The organism is Streptomyces bobili, assembly GCF_002154575.1.
Taxonomy (GTDB): domain Bacteria; phylum Actinomycetota; class Actinomycetes; order Streptomycetales; family Streptomycetaceae; genus Streptomyces; species Streptomyces bobili.
In genome coordinates this window covers 1-22,366 of the sequence record NZ_MUBA01000109.1, presented here as the reverse complement: position 1 = coordinate 22,366, position 22,366 = coordinate 1, and the positions used below count along the sequence as shown (strand labels likewise).

The following is a 22,366-nucleotide window of genomic DNA, read 5'->3' as shown; positions in this document are numbered from 1 at the left end:
AACCCCTCTCACAGCCGCGCCCGGCCGTGCCGCACGGCCCGCGCTCAGCCGGGCGGGGGATCATATGATCCGCATACTCTGACCAATCTGAACGAATGGGTGTGAACAGGGGCAGAAATGGAGTTCATGGACGACAGACGCTCCCCGACCCACCTGACGGGACCGACAGGGCCGACGGGGCCGGCAGGCCTGCTGGGTGCCTGGGCCGTGACCCGGCTCGCGCTGCTGCTCTGCGTGTTCAAGGTGTACGTCTTCCCCGGCCCGGACGTCACCACGGACGTGTCGGTGATCTACCGGGGCTGGTACGACGTGCTGAGCACCGGCACCTTCCCGGTGGACGACGTCACCTGGCAGTACCCGCCCGCAGCCGCCCTCGCGATCCTCTCCCCCGGCCTGCTGCCCTTCCTGGACTACGCGTCGGCCTTCTTCGTCCTGGCCCTCCTCGCCGACCTCACCGTCCTCGAACTGCTGCTGCGCGCGGGCCGCTCCCCGCGCGGCGCCCTGGTCTGGGTGGCGGGCGTCCCGCTGCTGGGCCCGACGGTGTACGCCCGCTACGACCTGATGGTGACCGCGGTGGCGGTGGCCGCGCTGCTCGCGGGCGTCCGGCACCCCCGCGTCATGGGCGCGCTGGCCGGTCTGGGGGCGCTGCTGAAGGTGTGGCCCGTACTGCTGCTGGCCGGTGCCGTGCGGCGGCGGGCCTGGGGGGCGGCGGCCGTCACCGCCGGCGCCCTGTCCGCCCTGTTCGCGCTGACCGCGCCGGGCGCCTTCGCCTTCCTGTCCGCCCAGCGCGACCGCGGCACCGAGGTGGAGTCACTGGGCGCCCTGGTCCTCCATGTGGCCCGGCACTTCGGCTGGAGCGGCGAGGTGCTGCTCCGCTACGGCTCGGTGGAGTTCGTCGGCCCTCACGTGGGCGTGGTGAGCGACGCGGCCCTCGGGCTGACGGTGGCCGCGTTCGGCTGGCTGCTGCTGTGGCGGCTGCGGGCGAGACGGTTCGCGCCGCACACGCTCGCGGACGCCGCCTTCACCGCCGTCCTGCTGTTCACCGTCACCAGTCGGGTGATCAGCCCGCAGTATCTGGTGTGGCTGGTCGGCCTGGCCGCCGTCTGCCTCTGCTTCCGGGACACCAGGATGGGACCGCCGACCGCCCTGGTGCTGGCCGCGTCCCTGGTGACGGTGCTGGAGTTCCCGGTCTGGTTCGGCCACGTCGTCGCGAGCGATCCCCTCGGTCTGGCCCTGCTGTTCCTGCGCAACACCCTGCTCGCCACGGCCACGGTCACCGCGGCCGTACGGCTGTGGCGCTCGACGGTGCCACGCGCCGACGCCCCGCCCACCGGGCCCGGTCAGCCCACCCGCGCCAAGGGCACGCCGGTCTCCTCCTGACGTCCCGCCCGCCGCAGCAGCAGGCCCACCACCGCGCACTGCACGGCCATCGAGAGCGCGAGCGCCAGGCACACCCCCGGCAGCCCGAGCCCCGACAGGGCGTACGCGAGCGGCAGTTGGACGGCCGTGCCGAGCACGGTCACCCGCAGGAGCACCGGCGCTTCCCCACCGCCCTCGAAGACCCCGCCGAGCGCGATGAACCCGGCCGTCAGCAGCAGATACGGGCCCGCGCAGCGCAGGAACAGCACACCCTCGGCCGCCACCGCGGGCCCGGCGCCGAAGCCGGCCATGATCCAGGGCGCCGCGCCGGCCAGCAGCAGGGCCGCCACGAGCCCGACGGTCCCGGAGAGGAGCACCGCCTGCCGTCCGATCGCCCGCCGCTGCTCCGGCCGCCCCGCGCCCAGGGTGTGCGCCGTGTGGATGGAGGCGGCCTGCCGGACGGCGTAGAAGGCCATGGTGGCGACGTACAGGACCTTGTAGGCGATCGCGTACGCGGCCACGGCCGTCACCCCGAGCCGGGCGACGACGGCGACCAGGGCGAGCGCGCCGGCCTGGCGCACGGTGAAGTCGAGGGACATCGGCAGCCCGGTCGTCAGCGTCCGCCGCAGGGCTGCCCCGGTCGACGCGACGGCCGGCGCCTCGGCGGCCGACTTCAGCAGGGCGTTGCGGCGCAGCGCGAGAAGGCCCAGGCCGAGGGCGACGCACCGGCACAGCACCGTGCAGGCGGCGGCGCCCGGGACGCCGTACAGGTGGATGAGGAGCGGGTCGAGGGCGAGGATCAGGGCGTTGGCGAGCAGGGCCAGGCGCATCGGGGTGCGGGTGTCGCCGGTGCCCTTGAGGAGGCCGTCGACGAGGTTCTGCGCGAAGAAGACGGCCACCCCCGGCATGGAGATCGCGAAGTAGGCGACGGCGAGGCCGAGCGCGGGTCCGTCGTCGCCGCCGAGGACCAGCCGGGCCAGCGGTTCGCGCAGCAGGAAGCCGCCCCCGGCGACGACGGGGGTGACCGCCGCGCACAGCGCCCAGCCGCCCCGTACGGCCGCGCGCACGGCCGACGGGTCGCGTGCGCCGCGGGCGCGCGAGACCAGCACGGTCGTGCCGGAGGCGAAGACCAGGGCGATGCCGAGCAGCACGTTCTCGGCGGTGGTGGCGACCGCGACGGCGGCGACGGCGGGTCCGCCGAGCCGGGAGACCCAGACGGTGTTGATCAGACCGGCGGCGACGGAGGCGAGGAGCGAGAAGTAGACCGGGCGGGCGAGGGCGACGAGGTGCTCGCGGTGGCTTCGCACGGGGATCTCCCTTCCGTCGTCGGCCCTGCGGATCCAGGTACCTCTTGTCGAGCTAGCTCGTTTCGAGGTAGCTCGACAAGAGGTAGCATGAGGGCGCCGGTGACCGCAAGAAGGAGCCGCCGATGCTGGAACTGTCGATCCTCGGCTTCCTCGCCGAGCAGCCGCTGCACGGGTACGAGCTGAAGGAGCGCATCAAGGCGCTCAGCGGCCACGTCCGCCCGGTCAGCGACGGCGCCCTCTACCCGGCGATCACCCGGCTGGTGACGGCCGGCAAGCTCGACCAGCACACCGAGGACGGCGCGAGCGCGGCCCCGCGCCGGGTGCTCTCCCTGACCGAGACCGGCCGCGCGGACCTGCTGGAACGGCTGCGGCACCCCCGGCCGACCGAGATCACCGACCAGGTCCGCTTCAACACCGTCCTGTCGTTCCTGCGCCACCTGCCCGACCCGCACGAGCAGGCGGCGGTGCTGCGCCGCCGGCTGGACTTCCTCCTGACGCCGTCGAGCCTCTTCTACCGGGAGGGCGAACCCGTGACGGCGGAGGAGGCCGGGGATCTGTTCCGGCAGGGCGTGCTGCGGGTGGCGCGGGCCACGGGTGAGGCCGAACGGGCCTGGCTGGAAGAGGCGATCGCGACGCTGGAGAAATGAGAGGCCGGGGCGCCGCTCAGCCCAGCTCCTCCTGGAGGTACCGCTGCCACCCGGCGGTGAAGTCCTCCAGGGCCGTACCCAGCACGCTCTCCATCGCCTCCTCGACCGCCCCCGGCCGCTTCCCGTGCTCGCCCACGGCCCGGTAGAACGCGTCGAGCTTCTCCTCGCCCCACCGCTCGGCGATCATCCGGCAGGCCGTCCAGCCGCCCTCGTAGGCCCGCGCCAGCCGTGCCGCGTCCCCGGCGAAGCCGAAGTCCTGGTCCGACGGCAGCTCCCCCGGCATCCGGCCCTCGCGGACGGCCTTCTGCAGCTCGGGCGCGGCCTCGTCGGGGGTGCGGCCGGTACCTCGGTACCCGACCCAGTCGGCGTACCCCTCCGACAGCCACAGCGGGGTCGCCGCGTTGGTGTCGGAACGGGTGGCGACGTGCGTGGTCTCGTGGGTGAGGACCACCTGTTGTCCGACGGGGCCGAGCATCGCGTAGGCGTCCGGGTTGACGATGACCCGGTCCGCGGGCGCGTCGGGCCCGCCACCCGTCTCCCCCGTGGTGACCGCGGCGATCCCCCGGTAGGAGGAGGCCGGCGAGCCGAGCAGGGCCGCCATGCCGTCCAGCGACTTCGGTACGAGGACGACGACCTGCCGGGCCCAGTCGGTGCCCCACGCCTGCGAGACCGCGGGGACGGCCCGGTCGGCCAGCCCGGCGAAGCTCCGCAGGAGGGTGCCGGACTGGCCGACGCCGAGGACGAGACTGTGCGTGCCCCGCACGGCGGTGACCGTGCCCTGGTCCCAGAGCTGCTGTCCGGCCTTCCGCGCGGGCTTCTCGGAGGTCACGGCCCACCGCCCGGCCCCGTCGCGGGTCAGCCGCAGGGTGCGTGCCACGGTCACCGGCGCCCTGTCGTGGCCCTCGATGCGGTAGCTCAGTTCCGCGTCGGCCGCGACGGCGGCGGCGGACCCGCCGGACCGTACGGCGGTGACCCGGTAGGACCAGGCGGCCAGCGGCACGGCCCTCATCCTGGTGTAGGCGGCGGGGTCCCCGGTAGCGGCGTAGGCGGCCCGGTCATGGGCCAGGACGGCGGCTGCCCGCCGGTCCAGCACCCGCTGCACCTCGGCCCTGGCGGTGTCCGTGGCGGGCCGCCCGCCGCAGCCCACGAGCAGAACGAGCAACAGCACCGCGAGCCCCACGGCTCCGGATCCGCGCGCCCGCCCTCGACCAGCCATCCCCCCGATCGTACGGTGAGCCGCCCCGCGGGGAACCCGGCAGGCGCCGGCCGCCCGCCCCGCTCAGGGCCTCGTCACCGACGACACCGGCATCATCCCGACCGGGTCGTAGCGCACGGGCGCACCCGGATAGGGGGCGTGGATGACCTGGCCGTTGCCCGCGTACATGCCGACATGGCTGGCGTCGGAGCGGTAGGTGACGATGTCGCCGGGCCGCGCCTGGGAGAGCGGGACCCGCCGCCCGGCGTGCGCCTGGGCCTGCGAGGTCCGCGGCAGGCCGACCCCGGCCTGCGCGTACGACCACTGCATCAGGCCCGAACAGTCGAAGCCGGTGGGGCCGTTGGCGCCCCAGACGTACGGCCTGCCGATCGCCGAGCGCGCGGCGGCCAGGGCGGCGCCGGCCCGGCCCGACGCGGGGGCACCCTCGGGACCGGGCAGGTCGGAACGGCCGGACCGGGAGGCCCGCTCGTAGGCGGCGCGTTCGGCGGACGGCAGGGAGTTCAGCAGCTGCCGCGCCCTGGCGAGCTTCTGCTCGACGGTCCGCTTGTGCTTCTCGACGGCCTCGCGGCTCTTCTCCAGGTCGCCGAGTCTGCGGGTGGCCTCGGTGCGCTCCTGGGCGAGTTCGCGCAGGGCGCCCTGGAGGTCCTTGAGTTCACCGGCCTGATGGGTGGTGATGCGGTCGAGGACGGAGGCCTTGTCGAGGTAGTCGGCCGGGTCGTCGGAGAACAGCAGCGCCAGGGAGGGGTCGAGGCCACCGGAGCGGTACTGGGCGCCGGCCAGCGAGCCGAGCTGTTCGCGCAGGCCGTTGACGCGTTCCTGGGTGCGGGCGATCCGGTCCTGGGAGTCGCCGACCAGCCGGCGCAGGGTACCGGCCCGCTCCCCGGCCTCGTTGAAGGCCTCGGTGGCCTTCTCGGCGGCCTCGTAGAGCCGGTCCACCTCGGTCCGGGTGTCCTCGTGCGGGGCGGCCGTGGCCGCCGGTACGGCGGTGGCGACGGCGCCGAGGGCTGCTGCCGTGGCCGACAGGACGCACAGGGCGCCCCGGTCGAACCCGGACGGTGCAAGGCGGCGATGGGACCCCACGGGAAGCCGCGCTCCTTCCACTGGCGGACAGAGACCGTCCCCCGGCACACGTGGCGGGGAAACGCGGCAGACAGTAACCCCGCGACGGGGGGCCCACCAAAGACCTCTGCGGCCACACAACGTGACACCCCGCCTCTGACGCAGGTCATGGGCGGGGTGTGGGGTCAGTTCACGTCATGGTGATTCGCCCGTTCGGGCGTCACGGTGTCGCGGATGCTCAGATCCGGACGCCGAACTGGAACGGCATGTTGTTGATCGACTCGTAGCGCACGACCGTGCCGCTGCGCGGGGCGTGCAGCACCTGGCCGTTGCCCGCGTAGAAGCCGACGTGGTGCAGGTCGCCGTAGAAGATCACCAGGTCGCCGACCTTGAGGTCGGACTGGGAGTAGATCCTCGTGCCGGCGTTGGCCTGGTCCTGCGAGATGCGCGGGATGCTGACGCCGGCCTGGGCGAACGCCCAGGAGGTCAGGCCGGAGCAGTCGAAGGAGGACGGGCCGCTGGCGCCGTAGACGTAGGGCGAGCCGATCTTGCTCTGGGCGGCCTGGAAGGCGGCCATCGCGCGGCCGGAGGCGGGGCCCGTGTTGCCGAGGTCGACGCGGTCACCGGCGTCGCGGCTGGCGCGGGCGTCGGCGGCGGCCAGGTCGGCCTTCTCCTTCGCCGTCAGCGTGTTCAGGAGCTTCTGCGCCTCGGCCAGCTTGGCCTGGACTTCCTTCTTCTTGTTGCCCAGTTCGGTGCGGGTGGAGGCGAGGTCCTTGAGCTTGCCCGAGGCCTCCGCGCGATCCTGGGCCAGCTCGCGCTGCTTCTCCTGGATCTTCTTCAGCGACTCGACCTGCTGGGCGCTCAACTGGTCGGCGGTGGACGCCTTGTCCAGGTAGTCGTCCGGGTTCGAGGACAGGAACAGCTGGAGCGAGGAGTCGATGCTGCCGGTGCGGTACTGGGCCGCGGCCGCCAGGCCTATGGAGTCACGCAGCTCGTTCAGCTCGTCCTGGCCGCGGGCGACGTTGTCCTGGATCGTGGAGACCTCCTTCTGGAGCTTCTCCTGCTTCTCCTTGGCCCCGTTGTACTTCTCGGTGGCCTGCTCCGCCTCTTCGTAGAGCTTGTCGACCTTGGACTTGACCTCGTCCTTGCTGGGCTTCTCGCTCGGGGCGGCGTTGGCGGCCTGCGAGCTCAGGGCAACAGCGGCAGCGGCCGCGGTGGTCAGCACAGTCACGCGCGTGCGACTCGGCTGCTTGGGTCGACGGTGGGACGCCACGGAGAGCGAGCTCCTTCTTGTGAGTGATCACTCGTGCGGAGGTTCGAAGGCAGACCCTAGTGACCTTCTTGTGATCACTTCAAATCCTGGCACAGAAAAAGTCGGTGACGGACCGCATTCTTTACACACAACCCACATGCAGTGACGCGCGATTGACGCTACGTTGCGTGACGATTGCGCCAATTCGGGCATTGGCCCCTTACGTTGACCTTCAGGTCAGTCGCTTCAGGAGCACCGCAGAAGCGACAGGACGCGCCCCCGCCTTGGCCACCCCGTCGGCCACCTCACGGTCGGTCGAGGCGACGATGACCGGCCGGCCGGGCGGCTCGGCCCGCACCAGCTGGCGGATCAGCTCGTCGGCGGTGATGCCCGGCTTGGAGAACAGCACCCGCACCCCGCGCGGCGGCGCCAGCAGCACCGGCGCCACCAGCTCGGCCCCGTCGAAGACGCAGGTGACCTCGGCGCCGGTCTGCGCGGCCAGCGCCGACAGCTGGCCGAGCAGCCGCAGCCGCTGCTTCTCCAACGGCATCTGCGGATAGCCGGTCTTGGTGACGTTGTAGCCGTCGACGACGAGATGCGCCTGCGGCAGGGCGAGCAACTGGTCCAGGATCGCGGGGTCGTTCTCCGACAGTGCGCGGGCCGCGATGTCCTTGGGGGTCATCCGGCCGGGCTCCACCGCGTCGACGGTCTCCGCGGGACGCACCGACACCGGCGGCAACGCCAGTTCCCTGCGCAGCCCTTGGGCCGATTCCAGCAGGGTGTCCAGCAGCAGCCGTACCCTCATGTCCTCGACGCTGCGGTTCTCGCGGGCCGCCCGCCGGGTGGCCTCCAGGGCGGCCTCGGCCTCGCCGAGCCGCGTCTTCAGCCGCCGCGACTCGCTCTCGGCCGCGGACACCTGCGTCTGCCCCTCGCTCCGCACGGTGTCCAACTCGCCCCGGAGCTTGCGCAGCGCGGCCTCACCGCGCTTGACGTCACTGAGGGCCGACCGCAGCTTTCGGTGCAACGACTCGGCCTCCCGCTTGGCCGCGTCCAGTTCGGTGCGCAGCCGCTCGGTCTCGGTCCGGGTCAGCTCCCGGGCCTCGGCGAGCTGCTCGCGCAGCCGCTCCAGCTCCGCGCGGCTCTCCTCGTCGGCCCGCTCGGCGTCCGCCCGCTGGGCCTCCTCGCCGGCCGCGGTGACCAGCTTGACCCAGCCGGTGGGGCGCAGCACATAGGCCGCGGCGGCCACGTCGAGCGGGTCCGCGGCCGGGGGCGGCGGCGAGCCGGAGTCGAGGACACCGGCCAGTTCCGGCTGGGCCTCTCTGAACTTCTCCGCGATGCGCTGGCGGAACAGCGGATCGGTCTCCAGGGCTGCCGCCATCGCGTTGCCCGCGAATTTGGCCCGGCGGTTCGGGGCGAACCGGGCGTACTGCCGCAACTGGGCGGGCAGTTCGACGACGGTCAGACCTCCGAAGCCGTCCGAGACGATCTGCACGACCCGGCGGCGCACGCCGTCGGGCAGCGGACGGTCGAGCACCTCGGCGGCGCCGTCGCCCGGCCCCCCGCCCGTGGTCTCCACCATCCGTCACACCCCACTAGCTGTGCGGGACCGGCTCCCTCAGGAGCCGGCGCCCGGCCTGTCCACCAGTTCCACCTGATCCACGGCGTTGCACCAACGGCACCGCACCGACTCGATGGTCTCACTGACCACCTCGCGCTCCTCCACGTTCGCCTCTCCGGCGAGGTCGAGGTGGACGTACTCGACGACCTTCGACGAGCGCGTCACGTCGAACCGCGTGAGGTTGCCGCAGAGGGTGCAGCGCCACCGCGTCGTGGCGGTCGGCAGGGGAACCGTCATCGTGACTGTCCGCTTCCTTCTAGTGTCGGTCTTCCGGGACCGGGGTGCGCACAGGGCCCCCGGAGCATGTGGCTCGTAACCCTACGGCCTGGCGGGTACTCGCCGCCCGTCCGTCCACGGCGGCGAGGCGGCCCTGCCCCGTACGTCCCGTTACGCCATGCTCTGTATCCATGATCAGCGACTGGAGCGGGCCCCTGGGCCGGGCCGTCCGCCACCCCGCGGCCCCGGTGACGTACCTCCTGATGGCCCTGTGCTGCCTGATCTTCGTGATCGGCCCGGCCTCGGGCCTCGATCCGGTGTACGGCACCGGCGAGGAGCAGGTACTCGCGCAGCGCGCCTATTTCCGCCGCTGGGGCGTGATCCCCGCAGACCTGTTCGAAGGCGGGCCGAGGGCCGCCCTCACCCCCCTCACCGCCCTGTTCGTCCACGGCAGCTGGGTGCACCTGCTGGGCAACATGCTCTTCCTGTACGTCTTCGGCACGATGACCGAGCACCGGATGGGCCGCGTCGAGTTCACCCTCTTCTACCTCGGCTGCGGCGCCCTGGCCCTGCTGGGCTACGCCGCCGTCAACGCCGGCTCCGAGCAGTCCCTGGTCGGCGCCTCCGGCGCGATCTCGGCGGTCCTCGGCGCGTTCCTGTACCTGTTTCCCCGGGCCCGCGTCACGAGTCTGCTGCCGTTCCTCTTCTTCCTGCCGCTGCGCTTCCCGGCCTGGGTCGTGCTGCCCTTCTGGGCGGCGCTGCAATGGCTGGCGGCGGGCCGGGCCGGGTCCGGTCCGGGCGTGGCCTACCTGGCGCACCTCGTGGGCTTCGGGCTGGGGTTCGTCTACGCGTGGGCCCGGTTCACCCGGCCCACTAGAGTGAGCAGCAGCCCAGCTCCGGCCCCCGAGGGAGAGAACCAGCCGTGATCACCGCGATCGTCCTCATCAAGACCAGCGTGGACCGGATCCCCGAGATCGCCGAGTCGATCGCCTCGCTGGAGTCCGTGAGCGAGGTGTTCTCCGTGACCGGCACCTACGACCTGATCGCCATGGTGCGGGTGCGCCGGCACGAGGATCTCGCCGAGATGATCCCGGGGCGGATCAGCAAGATCCCGGGCGTGGAGGCGACGGACACCCACGTGGCGTTCCGTACGTACTCGCAGCACGACCTGGAGGCGGCGTTCGCGATCGGCCTGGACTCCTGACCGCCTGACCACCGCCTCCGGCGCACAGAACCGGAACTACACCGCCGGGACGCAGCGGCCGTCCTCGGTCCGGTACGTCCACGTCGCACCCTCGGTCACCAGTTCCCGTACGGCCGCCACGAAGCGGTCGACGTGCTCGTCGGGGGTGCCCGCGCCGAAGCTCACGCGGATCGCGTTGAGGGACTTCTCGCCGGGGGCCGCCTCGGGAGCACCGCACTCGCCCTGACTCTGGGGGTCGCTGCCCAGGAGCGTGCGGACCAGGGGGTGGGCGCAGAACAGGCCGTCGCGGACGCCGATGCCGTACTCGGCGGAGAGCGCGGCGGCGAAGTGCGAGCTGTTCCAGCCCTCCACGACGAAGGAGATGACGCCGACGCGCGGGGCGTCGTCGCCGAAGAGGGACAGGATCCGCACCTCGGGGACGTCCGCGAGGCCCGTGCGGACCTTCTCGACGAGGTGCTGCTCGCGGGCCACGAGGGTGTCGAAGCCCGCCTCGGCGAGCGCCTTGCACGCGGAGGCGATGGAGTAGGCGCCGATGACGTTCGGGGAGCCCGCCTCGTGCCGGGCGGCGCTCTCGTGCCACTCCACGTCCACTCCCCCGTCCTGCCGCCGGGTGACCTTGCGGCTGGCGCCGCCGCCCGCGAGGTACGGCTCGGCCGCCCGCAGCCAGTCGGCGCGGCCGGCCAGAACGCCGGAGCCGAAGGGGGCGTACAGCTTGTGGCCGGAGAAGGCGACCCAGTCGACGTCGAGGTCCCGGACGGACACCGGGTGGTGCGGGGCGAGCTGGGCGGCGTCCAGGACGATCCGGGCACCGTGGGCGTGGGCCGCGGCGGCCAGTTCGCGTACGGGCCACAGCTCGCCGGTGACGTTGGAGGCGCCGGTGACGCAGACCAGGGCGGGGCCGTGCGGGTCACGGCCGGCGAGCGCGCTCCCCAGGGTGGCGACGGCCTGCCGCGGGGTGCGCGGGGCATCGAGGTAGGTGACCCGGGCGTCCTTCCAGGGCAGCAGCGAGGCGTGGTGCTCGGTCTCGAAGACGAAGACCTGGCAGTCGGCGGGGAGCGCGGCGGCGAGGAGGTTGAGGGAGTCGGTGGTGGAGCGGGTGAAGACCAGCTGGTCGTCGGCCCGGCAGTCGAGGAACTCGGTGACGGTCCGGCGGGCGTTCTCGAAGAGGTCGGTGGAGAGCTGGGAGAGGTAGCCGGCGCCGCGGTGGACGCTGCCGTAGTAGGGGGCGTAGGCCGCCACGTCGTCCCAGACGCGCTGGAGGGCGGGGGCGCTGGCGGCGTAGTCGAGGGCCGCGTAGCCGACTTCGCCACCGGTGACGAGCGGGACGGTGACATCACGGCCCAGAACGGGCAGCGGGGCGCAAATGGTCTGGGTGGCGGCGGCGGTGGAGACAGACATGGCGAACTCCCGTGAGAGGCAAGGGCCGCGGGTTCGGGGGAAGACTCCGAAGGGCACGGCGACACGCGAGCGACTACGGCTCGAGCGTGGGGAAAGGTGACAGAGGGACGCTGAAGCGGGGCTCTGCGGCCCTATCGCATTCGCTTGCTCACGGAAGGCTCCTCGACGACCAGGACCCCTGGCCGCGCTCACTCGGAAGAGAGTGCGAGGGGTCCGCGCTTGCCGTAGACCTTGCTGTCTGCGGCCTGGTCCTCACCCGGGGCACCCCGCCACGGACGGAGGGTTGCCGGACAGTCGGCCGGGGCCTCATGACTGTCGCTCATGACCTGGTACAGCATCCTGCCATACGATCATCGACGCGCAAGGCGCGGTCCATTCCCTGAGACGGCCTGGACCGCGCCCTCGACGCACGCTCAGGCGTGGGTGACCGCCGCCCAGCGGTCCAGCGTCCGCTTCGCCGCCCCCGAGTCGAGCGACTCCGCGGCCCTGGCCATGCCGGACAGGAGTTGCTCGGCCAGCGGCGCCCCGGTCGGCTCCAGAGCGACCAGCGCCGCCGCCGAGTTCAGCAGTACGGCATCCCTGACCGGGCCCGTCTCGCCGTCCAGCAGCCTGCGCGCCACCTCGGCGTTGTAGGCGGCGTCGGCGCCCCGCAGGGCCTCGACGGGGACCAGTCGCAGGCCGACGTCGCGCGGGTCGAAGGACTCCTCGGTGACCTTGCCGTCGCGGACGATCCAGACCCGCGAGGTGGAGGTCGTCGTCAGCTCGTCGAGGCCGTCGTCGCCGCGGAACACCAGCGAGGAGTTGCCGCGTTCGGCGAAGACGCCCGCGACGATCGGCGCCATGCGCGGGTCCGCCACCCCGACCGCCTGGGCGCGCACCCGGGCCGGGTTGGTCAGCGGACCGAGGACGTTGAAGACCGTGCGGATGCCCAACTGCCCACGGGCGGCGCCCGCGTGACGCAGCGCCGGATGGAACTTGATCGCGAAGCAGAAGGTGATCCCGGCCTCCTCGGCGACCTCGGCCACCCGCTGCGGGGTCAGGTCGAGGCGGACGCCCAGCTTCTCCAGGACGTCGGAGGCGCCGGACGCGGAGGACGCGGCCCGGTTGCCGTGCTTGACGACCTTCGCACCGGTGCCGGCGACGACGATCGAGGACATCGTGGAGATGTTGACCGTCTTCGCGCCGTCGCCGCCCGTGCCGACGATGTCGACCGTCGCGCCGGGCACCTCGATCACGTTGGCGTGCTCGTACATCGCGCGGACCAGCCCGTTGATCTCCTCGACGGTCTCGCCCTTGGCGCGCAGCGCCACCACGAACCCGGCGATCTGCGCGTCGGTGGCCTCGCCCCGCATGATCCGGTCCATCGCCCACGCCGTGGCGTCGGCGCTCTGGTCACGGCCGTACAGCAGGGCGTTCAGCACCTCGGGCCAGGAACGGTCCGCCGCGGTGTCGCCTCCGGCGGGGGTCACAGCGCTCATAAGCCGCTCCTGGGTCAGTGTGGTCCCGCTGCACGGGACGCGCGTCTCTACGGGTCCACCCTATCCAGCCGCGGACAGGGCGAAGGGCCCCGTCCGAACACCGGACGGGGCCCTTCTCTGGTTGCGTGGCGACGCAGTGATCAGTGGTGGCCGTGGCCGCTCGTGATCTCCTTGTACTCCTCGACGGTCGGCTTGGGGATCTGGTTCTCCTCGCCGTAGTACGCCTTGCTCAGCTTGACGCGGACCTTCTCGCCGCGCCCCACCTTGCGCTCGACGCCGTTCTCGTCGACCGTCGGGCCGATCTCGGCCGGCGTGTACTGCTCGTGCGAGGTGAGCGTGTAGAGCGCCTCCTGGCTGAGCGGCTCGTGCACCTCGATGAACTCACCGTGCGGCAGACGCTTGATGGTGCCGGTCTCACGACCGTGCAGCACCTTGTCCTTGTCGCGGCGCTGGAGGCCGAGGCAGATCCGCTTGGTGACCACGAAGGCGATGACCGGTCCGGCGAAGAAGCCGATCCGGACGAACCAGGTGACCGCGTTGATCGACAGATGGAAGTGGGTGGCGAAGATGTCATTGCCACCACCGATCAGCATGATCATGTAGCCGGTGACCCAGGCGACACCGAAGGCCGTACGGGTCGGGGCGTTGCGCGGACGGTCCAGGATGTGGTGCTCGCGCTTGTCGCCGGTGACCCAGGACTCGATGAACGGGTACATGGCGATCATGCCGAGGAACACACCGAACAGGACCAGCGGGATGAACACGCCCAGGACCAGCGTGTGGCCCCAGAAGTTGATCTCCCAGCCCGGCATGGCGCGGATCAGACCCTCGGCGAAGCCCATGTACCAGTCGGGCTGGGCGCCGGTGGACACCTGATCGGGACGATAGGGGCCCAGCACCCAGATCGGGTTGATGGACGCGAAGCCCGCGATGGCCGCGATGGCGCCGAAGACCAGGAAGAAGAAGCCTCCGGCCTTGGCCATGTAGACCGGCAGCAGCGGCATGCCGACGACGTTCTTGTTGGTGCGTCCGGGACCCGCGAACTGGGTGTGCTTGTGGTAGAAGACCAGGATCAGGTGGCCGACCACGAGCCCGAGCATGATGCCCGGCAGCAGCAGGATGTGGATCGAGTAGAACCGCGCGACGAAGTCGCCGCCCGGGAACTCCCCGCCGAACAGGAACATCGAGATGTACGTGCCGACGATCGGCACGGACAGGATCGCGCCCTGCGTGAAGCGGACACCGGTGCCGGAGAGCAGGTCGTCGGGGAGCGAGTAGCCGGTGAACCCGGTGAACATGCCCAGGACGAACAGCAGGAAGCCGAACAGCCAGTTGATCTCGCGCGGCTTGCGGAAGGCGCCCGTGAAGAAGACGCGCATCATGTGCACGAACATGCCGGCGAGGAAGATGACCGCGGCCCAGTGGTGGATCTGCCGGATGAGCAGACCACCGCGCACATCGAAGGAGATGTGCATGGTCGAGTTGAAGGCCTCGGACATCAGCTGACCCTGCAGCGGGACGTAGCTGCCGTGGTACTCCACCTCGTTCATCGACGGGTGGAAGAACAGCGTCAGATACACACCCGTGAGGATGATGATGATGAAGCTGTAGAGGCAGATCTCACCGAGCATGAAGGACCAGTGGTCCGGGAAGATCTTGCGCATGTTGGCCTTGGCCAGGGAGTAGATCCCCAGGCGGCCGTCGGCCCAGTCGGCGACCCGCTCGCCCGCGGGTGCCTTGCGGCGGTCGTCCTTGTTACTCATCCGCGCTCCCAGAAGGCAGGACCGACGGGCTCTTCGAAGTCGCCGAGCGCCTCGAGGTAGCCCTCGTCGTTCACGCCGATGCGCAGCTGCGGCAGGGCGTGACCGGCGGGACCGAAGATGACTCGGGCACCGTCGGACAGGTCGAAGGTGGACTGGTGGCAGGGGCACAGCACGTGGTGCGTCTGCTGCTCGTACAGCGAGATCGGGCAGCCGACGTGGGTGCAGATCTTCGAGTACGCCACGATGCCCTGGTGCGACCACTCGAGCTCGCGCTTGTCCTTGATGTTGTCCGGCTGGATGCGGACGATCATCAGGGCGGCCTTGGCGATCTCGGTCTGGAAGTCGTGGTCGTGCTCCTCCAGGCCTTCGGGCTTGGCGAAGGTGAGGGAACCGACGGCGACGTCCGAGGGACGCAGCGGCTCGTTGGTGTTCATGTTCACGAGCAGCTTGCCCTTGGCCCACAGGGTGTGGCGCAGCTTGTCGCCGGGCAGCGGACCGAGGTCGCGCAGCAGCATCACGCTGGAGAGCGGGAACAGGGCCAGCGCGCCGAACATCGTGTTGCGGATCAGCTTGCGGCGGCCCAGCGCGGACTCCTTGGCGCCGTCCCGGAAGTCGGCCATGACCTTGGCCTTGACCTCGGGCTCGGCCGCGATCGCGTGACGCTCGTCGGCGATTTCCACGTCGGACATCAGGGTGCGGGCCCAGTGGACCGCGCCCGCGCCGATGCAGAACAGGGCCGCGCCCAGCGTCATACCGAGCGCGAAGTTCAGCGCGCTGATGTGGCCGAGCGGGAAGATGAAGACCGACTTGTCGTGCGGGATCGTCACGTACGAGACGATGAAGCCGACGGTGGCCAGCATCGACAGCGTGAACATGAAGGCGACCGCGCGCTCGGACCGCTTGGCGGCCCGCTCGTCGATGTCCTGGATCCGGTGCTCGTGCGGCGGCAGCCCGGGGTCGGCGAACGGGTTCTTCTCGTCCGCGACGCCTACGGCTCCATGGGCGTGATCCTGCTCAGCGGGCAGGTTCTCTTCTGGAATGTCTTGGCTACTCATGACTTCTTGGCCTTTGCGGTCCGGGCGGCGACCCACACGGCTACGGCGATCAGCCCGCCGAGACCGAAGATCCAGCCGAAGAGGCCCTCGCTGACCGGCCCGAGGCCGCCCAGCTCAAGGCCGCCGGGGCTCTCGGAGTCGGAGCTGTTGACCGCGTCCAGGTACGCGATGATGTCCTTCTTGTTCTGCTCCGACAGCGTCGTGTCGGGGAAGGAGGGCATGTTCTGCGGGCCGGTTTGCATGGCCTCGTAGATGTGCTTGGGGTCCACGTCCTCCAGCGAGGGCGCGTACTTGCCGCGGGTGAGGGCGCCGCCCTTACCGGTGAAGTTGTGGCACTGGGCGCAGTTCGTGCGGAACAGGTCACCGCCCTTGGCGATGTCCGCGCCCTCGGGGCCGTACTGGGCCTCGGTGGGGACGTTCGGGCCTGCGCCGAACGAGGCGATGTACGCGGCGAGCTGGTCGATCTCGGCCTGCGTGTAGATGTTCTTCTTCGTCGGTACCTGGACGCCCTGGGAGGTCGCGGCCGGCATCCGGCCCGTGGAGACCTGGAAGTCGACGGCCGCGGCGCCCACGCCGACCAGGCTAGGACCGTCGGAACCGCCCTGACCGCCGGTGCCGTGGCAGCTGGCGCAGCCGACGGCGTAGAGCTTCTTGCCCTCGTCGATGGCGAGGGACTGGGCGGTTTCGTCTGCCTGCGCCTTGCTCGCGGGTGCGAACGCGGCGTACAGCCCCCCGGTGCATGCCAGCGCGAGGAGTAGGACGACGAGCGCCGCCATCGGATGGCGTCGTCGTGCGGAGAGCTTTTTCACGGATTACCCCGGTGTCAGGATCTTCTGCGTCGATGCGTGCGGGATGGGTGCGGGATCGGGCCCGGCTACTTGATCAGGTAGATCGTGGCGAAGAGGCCGATCCAGACGACATCGACGAAGTGCCAGTAGTAGGACACGACGATGGCCGCCGTCGCCTGCTCGTGTGTGAACCTCTTCGCCGCGTAGGTGCGGCCGAGGACGAACAGGAAGGCGATGAGGCCACCCGTCACGTGCAGGCCGTGGAACCCGGTGGTCAGGTAGAACGCCGAGCCGTACGGGTCGGAGGAGAGCGAGAGCCCGTCCTTCTTGACCAGCTCGGTGTACTCGTACACCTGACCGCCGATGAAGATCGCACCCATCACGAAGGTGACGATGAACCACATCCTGAGCTTCTTCACGTCACCGCGCTCGGCGGCGAAGACGCCGAGCTGGCAGGTGAGGGAGGAGAGCACCAGGATCGTGGTGTTCGTCGCGGAGAACGGAAGGTTCAACGCGTGGGCCTTCTCGGACCAGAAGTCCGGACCCGTCACCGATCGCAGGGTGAAGTACATCGCGAAGAGGGCCGCGAAGAACATCAGCTCGGAACTCAGCCAGATGATGGTTCCGACGCTGGTGAGGTTCGGCCGGTTGACCGACGGGTGCGCGTGCCCGGTATCTACTGTCGTTGCTGTCGCCACGACCGACATTATGTCGGTCGCTTATCCCGCCCTCACTCCGGGGGGTGCCGTTCGGAGTGTTCATACGTCGTGTACTGCCCGTATGGCCCATCGCGGGCATGTTCCAACAGGTGTTGACGGGGTGTTCGGGGGAGTAGCATCCGCCCCATCGGTACCCCGGAAGTTCCACTCCAATGACGCGGAGGAACCATGCAGGCGACCGCCACGGTGCTGGTCTACAGCGACGACGCCAACACCCGGGAGCAGGTGCGGCTGGCCGTCGGCCGGCGGCCGGCCCCGGACGCGCCCCTGGTCGAGTTCCTGGAGTGCGCGACGTCCGCCGCCGTGCTGACGGAGCTGGACAAGGGCGGGATCGACGTGTGCGTGCTGGACGGCGAGGCCGCGCCCATGGGCGGCATGGGGCTGTGCCGGCAGATCAAGGACGAGGTGTTCCGCTGCCCGCCGGTGCTGCTGCTCATCGGGCGGCCGCAGGACGCGTGGCTGGCCACGTGGAGCCGGGCGGAGGCGGCGGTGACCCTGCCGGTGGACCCCGTGGAGTTCGCGGCGGCCCTGGCGGCGATTCTGCGGCGCAAGAACCTGGTCGGCACCTGAGAGGCCGGGTGCGGGGGTTCTCCGGCGGCTGAGGGCCCTCCGTGGACCGTGTGCGCCGCTCCCCGCGCTCACGGGGGCGCTACACGGCCGCCGGTCGCAGCCTTGAGGGGTCCTCCTCCTGGGTCTTCTGCTTGCCGCCGGTCAGGGCGCTGCCCTCGCGCCACTTCCTCCAGTCCAGGTTCCAGTCGCCGAAGCCGTTGCCGAAGGTCTCCATCGTGTCGCCGTCGCTGTTGACGACCTGGACGATGTCGCCCTCGCGGACGTTGTCGAAGAACCACTCGGCGTTCGAGGTGCTCATGCCGACGCAGCCGTGGCTGACGTTGGCGTAGCCCTGGGAGCCGACGGACCAGGGGGCGGCGTGCACGTACTCGCCGCTCCAGGTGACGCGGGTGGCGTAGTAGACGGGCAGGTCGTACGACTCCGAGGAGCCCTCGGCGATGCCGACGCTGGTGCCGCGCATCTGTACGAAGTACTCCTTGCCCAGGATCACCTTGACCCCGTTGCGGGTCTCGAAGCCGGGCTTGCCCGTGGTGACGGGGATCTGCTTCACCTCTTCGCCGTTGCGGTACAGCGTGAGGGAGTGCGAGGAGGCGTCGGTGACGGCGATGACGCGGTCACCGATGGTGAGTCTGACGTCCTTCGACTTCCCGCCCCAGATGCGGTCGCCGACCTTTATGCCGTCCAGGTTGCTGTGGACGCGGATGGTGGCGTGGGCGGGCCAGTAGTCCTTCGGGCGGTAGTGCAGCGTCTTGTCGTCCACCCAGTGCCAGCCGCCCTGCACGGCGGGCTTGGCGTCGACCTTCAGGGCGCGTTCGACGACGGCCCGTTGGGCGGGGTCCTTGACCGGCCGGCTGAGTTCGGCGGTGACGGGCCGGCCGACGCCGTAGGTGCCCGCGCCGGGGCCGAAGGTGACGGTCAGCCGCTTCTTGGCGGTGGGCTTGCCGGTGTCGAAGGTGAGGACCCGGCGACCGGGGGCGCCGTCCTCGTCCTCGGTGCTCACCCGGACCGTGTAGTGGGCGTCGGCGGCCAGCGGTTCGGTGCTGTGCCAGCGGCTGCCGTCGGCGGAGAGTTCGCCCGCCAGGTAGCGGCCTGTGGCGTCCAGGGCGGTGACGTCGGTGATCCGTTCGTCGTCGTCCTCGGCCCTGACCTCCAGGGGCTTGTCCGGGTCGGCCTTCCTGGCGTCGCCGCCGGGGACGTTGAAGGAGATCTGGTCCGTCGCGTCGTACGGACGTGAGGAGAGCGGGTTGCCGTCCGAGCCGCAGGCGGTTGCGCCCGCGACCAGGGCGGTCACCAGCAGCGTGCAGCTGACGACGGTGCCGGGGCGGGGTTCGTGGCTCATGACCTCACGCTAGGCAGCCGCGTCAATCGTGGCGCGCTGGGTGACACGTACGGGCGAACCCGATTACGGCAAAAGCAGGAGCCCGGACGCTCCTGACGGAGTGTCCGGGCTCTGCCGCGCGCGTCGCGTGCTACTGGGTGCGGTTCTCACCGCGGTAGTACTCGAAGACCCAGCCCCACAGGCCGATGAGGATCAGCGGGGCGGAGAAGTAGAGCAGCCACCAGCCGACCGCGACCCCCAGGAAGGCGAGGGCACCGCCGACGGCCAGGGAGAGCGGCTGCCAGCTGTGCGGGCTGAAGAAGCCCAGCTCGCCGGCGTCGTCCGCGACATCCGCCTCCTTGTTGTCCTGGGCACCGGTGTCGACCCGCCGGGCGGTGAAGCCCAGGTAGAAGCCGACCATGATGGCCAGGGCGAAGGACAGGAAGAGCGCTGTCGTACCGACCGGCTCCTTCGACCACACGCCATAGACGGTCGCCATGGCGAGCAGGAAGACAGCGAGCCAGATGAACATCGTGCCCTGGATCTTCACTTGCCGGCCTCCTTGCCGCCCGCGATGGCGCCGGCGCCGGAACCGGCGTGCTCCAGCTGCTCGAGTGCTGCGATCTCGGGGTGGTGCAGGTCGAACGCCGGGGATTCACTGCGGATCCGCGGCAGGGTGAGGAAGTTGTGCCGCGGCGGCGGGCAGGAGGTCGCCCACTCCAGGGAGCGGCCGTAGCCCCACGGGTCGTCGACGGCGACCGGCTTGCCGTACTTGGCGGTCTTCCACACGTTGTAGAAGAACGGCAGGACGGACAGGCCGAGCACGAACGAGCTGATCGTCGAGATCGTGTTCAGGGCGGTGAAGCCGTCGGCGGCCAGGTAGTCCGCGTAGCGGCGCGGCATGCCCTCGGCACCCAGCCAGTGCTGGACCAGGAACGTGCCGTGGAAGCCGGCGAACAGCGTCCAGAAGGTGATCTTGCCGAGGCGCTCGTCGAGCATCTTGCCGGTCATCTTCGGCCACCAGAAGTGGAAGCCGGCGAACATCGCGAAGACGACGGTGCCGAAGACGACGTAGTGGAAGTGCGCCACCACGAAGTACGAGTCCGACACGTGGAAGTCCATCGGCGGCGAGGCCAGGATGACGCCGGTCAGACCACCGAAGGTGAAGGTGACCAGGAAGCCGGTCGCCCAGAGCATCGGGGTCTCGAAACTCAGTGACCCCTTCCACATCGTTCCGATCCAGTTGAAGAACTTCACGCCCGTCGGGACGGCGATGAGGAACGTCATGAAGGAGAAGAACGGCAGCAGCACACCGCCGGTGACGTACATGTGGTGCGCCCACACCGTCACGGACAGGCCGGCGATCGAGATCGTCGCGGCGATCAGGCCCATGTAGCCGAACATCGGCTTGCGGGAGAAGACCGGGATGATCTCGCTGATGATGCCGAAGAAGGGCAAGGCGATGATGTACACCTCTGGATGGCCGAAGAACCAGAAGAGGTGTTGCCACAGCAACGCGCCGCCGTTGGAGGCGTCGAAGATGTGGGCGCCGAACTTGCGGTCCGCCTCCAGGGCGAACAGCGCGGCCGCGAGGACCGGGAAGGCCAGCAGGACCAGGACGGCGGTCAGCAGCACGTTCCACACGAAGATCGGCATGCGGAACATCGTCATGCCCGGTGCGCGCATGCAGATGATCGTGGTGATGAAGTTGACCGAGCCGAGGATGGTGCCGAAGCCGGAGAAGGCCAGACCCATGATCCACATGTCGGCGCCGATACCCGGGCTGCGGACCGCGTCCGACAGCGGGGAGTAGGCGAACCAGCCGAAGTCGGCCGCGCCGTCCGGGGTGAGGAAGCCACCGACGGCGATGAGCGAGCCGAACAGGTACAGCCAGTAGGCGAACATGTTCAGCCGCGGGAACGCGACGTCCGGCGCGCCGATCTGGAGCGGCATGATCCAGTTCGCGAAGCCCGCGAAGAGCGGGGTCGCGAACATCAGCAGCATGATCGTGCCGTGCATCGTGAACGCCTGGTTGAACTGCTCGTTCGACATGATCTGCAGGCCCGGACGGGCCAGCTCGGCGCGCATGAAGAGCGCCATCACGCCACCGATGCAGAAGAACGCGAACGACGTCACGAGGTACATCGTGCCGATCGTCTTGTGGTCCGTCGTGGTGAGCCACTTGACGACGAGTTCGCCGCGGCGCTGGGCCCGGACCGGCAGCTCGTCCTCATAGTGGGACCCTGCTGCGGCGGCACCCTGGGGTTCGTTGAGGATGCTCACAGGTTTGTCGTCTCCCGGTTCTTCTCGTGGGCCGTCTGCTCGATGCCCGCGGGAACGTAACCGGTCTGCCCCTTCTTCGCGAGGTCCTTGAGGTGCTGCTCGTAACGCTCGGGGGAGACGACCTTCACGTTGAACAGCATCCGCGAGTGGTCGACGCCGCAGAGCTCGGCGCACTTGCCCAGGAAGGTGCCCTGCTTGTTGGGGGTCACCTGGAAGGCATTGGTGTGGCCCGGGATGACGTCCTGCTTCATCAGGAACGGCACCACCCAGAAGGAGTGGATGACATCCCGCGAGGTGAGGACGAAGCGGACCGTCTTGCCCTCGGGGAGCCAGAGGGTCGGACCGGGGTTGTGGGTCTGCGGGTTCTCCTCACCGGGAGTGCCGCAGGTGTAGACACCGCCCGCGTCGGCCGGGAAGTCCTTCTTGTACCGGTCCGGGATGGCGGCCAGGTTCTTGTCGGACTTCGCGTCACCGGTGGAACCGTCGACGCCCTCGATGTAGTTGAAGCACCAGCTCCACTGGAAGCCGACCACGTTGACCGTGACGTCGGGCTTCTTGTCGAGGCTGAGCAGCTTCGATTCGTCGCGGGCCGTGAAGTAGAAGAGGACCGAGACGATGATGATCGGTACCACCGTGTACAAGGCCTCGATGGGCATGTTGTACCGGGTCTGCGGAGGTACCTCGACCTTGGTGCGGCTGCGCCGGTGGAAGAAAGCACTCCACAGGATCAGGCCCCACACCAGCACGCCGGTGGCCAGCGCGGCAGCCCACGAGCCCTGCCACAAGGAGAGGATCCGCGGAGCCTCTTCCGTGGTGGGGGTGGGCATACCAAGGCGGGGGAAGTCCTCGTATGTGCAACCGGTTGCGGTCGCAAGGACCAGGCCCGCGGTCAGTGCCTGCAGCAGCTTCCGCCGCATCGGGCGCCGCGGCGAGCGGTCGGAGCCGTTGGGACTCACGTAGCGCCTTCCCGAGAGTCTCGCCCGCGCGGTCGGCTGCGGCCTTCTCGCTGGTAGGTCGCCGCCCTGCGTCGGGCAGGGGTTTGGATGTTTATGCGGACCAAACCCTACTGGACGCGTTTTGGGGTCGCGCGGGGAAGACTCTCGGGAAGGCGCTACG

The 22,366-nt window shown here is 70.2% G+C and carries 21 protein-coding genes and 1 riboswitch; of the genes, 5 read left to right on the top strand and 16 right to left on the bottom strand.

Annotated features, from left to right (window positions below):
- Positions 1 to 126 precede the first annotated feature (126 nt).
- Positions 127 to 1,380 (top strand): glycosyltransferase 87 family protein, encoded by a 1,254-nt coding sequence (locus BZL64_RS10015; RefSeq protein WP_086768262.1) that lies wholly within the window; start codon positions 127 to 129, stop codon positions 1,378 to 1,380.
- Here BZL64_RS10015 and BZL64_RS10010 read toward each other — a convergent pair.
- Complete coding sequence (locus tag BZL64_RS10010) at positions 1,341 to 2,666, bottom strand: MATE family efflux transporter (protein ID WP_086768205.1); 1,326 nt, start codon at positions 2,664 to 2,666, stop codon at positions 1,341 to 1,343. The two genes, BZL64_RS10015 and BZL64_RS10010, sit on opposite strands and share 40 nt — an antisense overlap.
- A gap of 122 nt (positions 2,667 to 2,788) precedes the next feature.
- On the opposite strand from BZL64_RS10010, the gene BZL64_RS10005 reads away from it, so the two are divergent.
- The gene (locus tag BZL64_RS10005) at positions 2,789 to 3,313 is read left to right on the top strand and encodes a PadR family transcriptional regulator (protein ID WP_086768203.1); all 525 of its coding nucleotides are present in this window, start codon (positions 2,789 to 2,791) and stop codon (positions 3,311 to 3,313) included.
- 16 nt (positions 3,314 to 3,329) lie between these two features.
- Here BZL64_RS10005 and BZL64_RS10000 read toward each other — a convergent pair whose 3' ends face one another.
- The 5 genes from BZL64_RS10000 to BZL64_RS09980 all read right to left on the bottom strand — a co-directional run bounded on the left by BZL64_RS10000 (position 3,330) and on the right by BZL64_RS09980 (position 8,695).
- Positions 3,330 to 4,529 carry a hypothetical protein gene (locus tag BZL64_RS10000; RefSeq protein WP_086768201.1) on the bottom strand — a complete coding sequence of 400 codons (1,200 nt, stop codon included), beginning with the start codon at positions 4,527 to 4,529 and terminating at the stop codon, positions 3,330 to 3,332.
- A gap of 63 nt (positions 4,530 to 4,592) precedes the next feature.
- Positions 4,593 to 5,609 carry a C40 family peptidase gene (locus BZL64_RS09995; protein ID WP_086768200.1) on the bottom strand — a complete coding sequence of 339 codons (1,017 nt, stop codon included), beginning with the start codon at positions 5,607 to 5,609 and terminating at the stop codon, positions 4,593 to 4,595.
- A gap of 217 nt (positions 5,610 to 5,826) precedes the next feature.
- Positions 5,827 to 6,861 carry a C40 family peptidase gene (locus tag BZL64_RS09990; protein ID WP_086768198.1) on the bottom strand — a complete coding sequence of 345 codons (1,035 nt, stop codon included), beginning with the start codon at positions 6,859 to 6,861 and terminating at the stop codon, positions 5,827 to 5,829.
- Positions 6,862 to 7,072: 211 nt separating this feature from the next.
- Positions 7,073 to 8,419, bottom strand: coding sequence for an NYN domain-containing protein (locus BZL64_RS09985; protein ID WP_086768196.1), 1,347 nt, complete (start codon positions 8,417 to 8,419; stop codon positions 7,073 to 7,075).
- A 36-nt stretch (positions 8,420 to 8,455) separates the two neighbouring features.
- On the bottom strand, positions 8,456 to 8,695 hold the full coding sequence (locus BZL64_RS09980) for a hypothetical protein (RefSeq protein ID WP_086768194.1): 240 nt from the start codon (positions 8,693 to 8,695) through the stop codon (positions 8,456 to 8,458).
- Positions 8,696 to 8,865: 170 nt separating this feature from the next.
- On the opposite strand from BZL64_RS09980, the gene BZL64_RS09975 reads away from it, so the two are divergent.
- Both BZL64_RS09975 and BZL64_RS09970 read left to right on the top strand, forming a co-directional pair.
- Positions 8,866 to 9,600 carry a rhomboid family intramembrane serine protease gene (locus tag BZL64_RS09975; RefSeq protein WP_086768192.1) on the top strand — a complete coding sequence of 245 codons (735 nt, stop codon included), beginning with the start codon at positions 8,866 to 8,868 and terminating at the stop codon, positions 9,598 to 9,600.
- On the top strand, positions 9,597 to 9,878 hold the full coding sequence (locus BZL64_RS09970; protein WP_086768190.1) for an Lrp/AsnC family transcriptional regulator: 282 nt from the start codon (positions 9,597 to 9,599) through the stop codon (positions 9,876 to 9,878). Before BZL64_RS09975 ends, BZL64_RS09970 begins: the two co-directional genes overlap by 4 nt.
- 36 nt (positions 9,879 to 9,914) lie before the next feature.
- On the opposite strand, the gene BZL64_RS09965 is transcribed toward BZL64_RS09970, so the two are convergent.
- The 6 genes from BZL64_RS09965 to ctaE form a co-directional block, all read right to left on the bottom strand.
- Complete coding sequence (locus BZL64_RS09965) at positions 9,915 to 11,276, bottom strand: aminotransferase class V-fold PLP-dependent enzyme (RefSeq protein ID WP_086768188.1); 1,362 nt, start codon at positions 11,274 to 11,276, stop codon at positions 9,915 to 9,917.
- Between the two features lie 210 nt (positions 11,277 to 11,486).
- Positions 11,487 to 11,603, bottom strand: a riboswitch (SAM riboswitch).
- Positions 11,604 to 11,689: 86 nt separating this feature from the next.
- Positions 11,690 to 12,754, bottom strand: a complete 1,065-nt coding sequence (trpD, locus tag BZL64_RS09960) for an anthranilate phosphoribosyltransferase (protein WP_086768186.1) — start codon at positions 12,752 to 12,754, stop codon at positions 11,690 to 11,692.
- 140 nt (positions 12,755 to 12,894) lie between these two features.
- Complete coding sequence (qcrB, locus tag BZL64_RS09955; protein WP_086768184.1) at positions 12,895 to 14,517, bottom strand: cytochrome bc1 complex cytochrome b subunit; 1,623 nt, start codon at positions 14,515 to 14,517, stop codon at positions 12,895 to 12,897.
- Complete coding sequence (gene qcrA / locus BZL64_RS09950; protein WP_086768182.1) at positions 14,514 to 15,572, bottom strand: cytochrome bc1 complex Rieske iron-sulfur subunit; 1,059 nt, start codon at positions 15,570 to 15,572, stop codon at positions 14,514 to 14,516. Before qcrA ends, qcrB begins: the two co-directional genes overlap by 4 nt.
- Positions 15,569 to 16,381: a cytochrome bc1 complex diheme cytochrome c subunit gene (qcrC, locus tag BZL64_RS09945; protein ID WP_086768180.1), complete on the bottom strand. Its 813-nt coding sequence runs from the start codon at positions 16,379 to 16,381 to the stop codon at positions 15,569 to 15,571. The genes qcrA and qcrC overlap by 4 nt, the downstream gene beginning before the upstream one ends.
- A gap of 65 nt (positions 16,382 to 16,446) precedes the next feature.
- Positions 16,447 to 17,067: an aa3-type cytochrome oxidase subunit III gene (ctaE, locus tag BZL64_RS09940; protein ID WP_073491889.1), complete on the bottom strand. Its 621-nt coding sequence runs from the start codon at positions 17,065 to 17,067 to the stop codon at positions 16,447 to 16,449.
- A 180-nt stretch (positions 17,068 to 17,247) separates the two neighbouring features.
- On the opposite strand from ctaE, the gene BZL64_RS09935 reads away from it, so the two are divergent.
- Positions 17,248 to 17,649 carry a response regulator gene (locus BZL64_RS09935; RefSeq protein ID WP_086768178.1) on the top strand — a complete coding sequence of 134 codons (402 nt, stop codon included), beginning with the start codon at positions 17,248 to 17,250 and terminating at the stop codon, positions 17,647 to 17,649.
- Positions 17,650 to 17,728: 79 nt separating this feature from the next.
- Here the strand turns inward: BZL64_RS09935 and BZL64_RS09930 are convergent, their stop codons facing one another.
- The 4 genes from BZL64_RS09930 to ctaC form a co-directional block, all read right to left on the bottom strand.
- Positions 17,729 to 18,988 carry a L,D-transpeptidase gene (locus BZL64_RS09930; RefSeq protein WP_086768176.1) on the bottom strand — a complete coding sequence of 420 codons (1,260 nt, stop codon included), beginning with the start codon at positions 18,986 to 18,988 and terminating at the stop codon, positions 17,729 to 17,731.
- A gap of 130 nt (positions 18,989 to 19,118) precedes the next feature.
- Positions 19,119 to 19,517: a cytochrome c oxidase subunit 4 gene (locus BZL64_RS09925; protein WP_086768173.1), complete on the bottom strand. Its 399-nt coding sequence runs from the start codon at positions 19,515 to 19,517 to the stop codon at positions 19,119 to 19,121.
- Positions 19,514 to 21,250, bottom strand: a complete 1,737-nt coding sequence (gene ctaD, locus BZL64_RS09920) for an aa3-type cytochrome oxidase subunit I (RefSeq protein WP_086768171.1) — start codon at positions 21,248 to 21,250, stop codon at positions 19,514 to 19,516. The genes BZL64_RS09925 and ctaD overlap by 4 nt, the downstream gene beginning before the upstream one ends.
- A complete protein-coding gene (ctaC, locus tag BZL64_RS09915; protein WP_086768169.1) occupies positions 21,247 to 22,206 on the bottom strand; it encodes an aa3-type cytochrome oxidase subunit II in 960 nt (319 codons plus the stop codon). Before ctaC ends, ctaD begins: the two co-directional genes overlap by 4 nt.
- Positions 22,207 to 22,366 lie beyond the last annotated feature (160 nt).

Bases quoted from the DNA above. Each gene is read 5' to 3' on its own strand.
- ctaE (WP_073491889.1), bottom strand. From the start codon at position 17,067: ATGTCGGTCGTGGCGACAGCAACGACAGTAGATACCGGGCACGCGCAC.
- trpD (WP_086768186.1), bottom strand. From the start codon at position 12,754: ATGAGCGCTGTGACCCCCGCCGGAGGCGACACCGCGGCGGACCGTTCC.
- BZL64_RS09980 (WP_086768194.1), bottom strand. From the start codon at position 8,695: ATGACGGTTCCCCTGCCGACCGCCACGACGCGGTGGCGCTGCACCCTC.
- qcrA (WP_086768182.1), bottom strand. From the start codon at position 15,572: ATGAGTAGCCAAGACATTCCAGAAGAGAACCTGCCCGCTGAGCAGGAT.
- qcrB (WP_086768184.1), bottom strand. From the start codon at position 14,517: ATGAGTAACAAGGACGACCGCCGCAAGGCACCCGCGGGCGAGCGGGTC.
- BZL64_RS10000 (WP_086768201.1), bottom strand. From the start codon at position 4,529: ATGGCTGGTCGAGGGCGGGCGCGCGGATCCGGAGCCGTGGGGCTCGCG.
- BZL64_RS10005 (WP_086768203.1), top strand. From the start codon at position 2,789: ATGCTGGAACTGTCGATCCTCGGCTTCCTCGCCGAGCAGCCGCTGCAC.
- BZL64_RS10015 (WP_086768262.1), top strand. From the start codon at position 127: ATGGACGACAGACGCTCCCCGACCCACCTGACGGGACCGACAGGGCCG.
- BZL64_RS09930 (WP_086768176.1), bottom strand. From the start codon at position 18,988: ATGAGCCACGAACCCCGCCCCGGCACCGTCGTCAGCTGCACGCTGCTG.
- BZL64_RS09985 (WP_086768196.1), bottom strand. From the start codon at position 8,419: ATGGTGGAGACCACGGGCGGGGGGCCGGGCGACGGCGCCGCCGAGGTG.
- BZL64_RS09935 (WP_086768178.1), top strand. From the start codon at position 17,248: ATGCAGGCGACCGCCACGGTGCTGGTCTACAGCGACGACGCCAACACC.
- BZL64_RS09965 (WP_086768188.1), bottom strand. From the start codon at position 11,276: ATGTCTGTCTCCACCGCCGCCGCCACCCAGACCATTTGCGCCCCGCTG.
- BZL64_RS09975 (WP_086768192.1), top strand. From the start codon at position 8,866: ATGATCAGCGACTGGAGCGGGCCCCTGGGCCGGGCCGTCCGCCACCCC.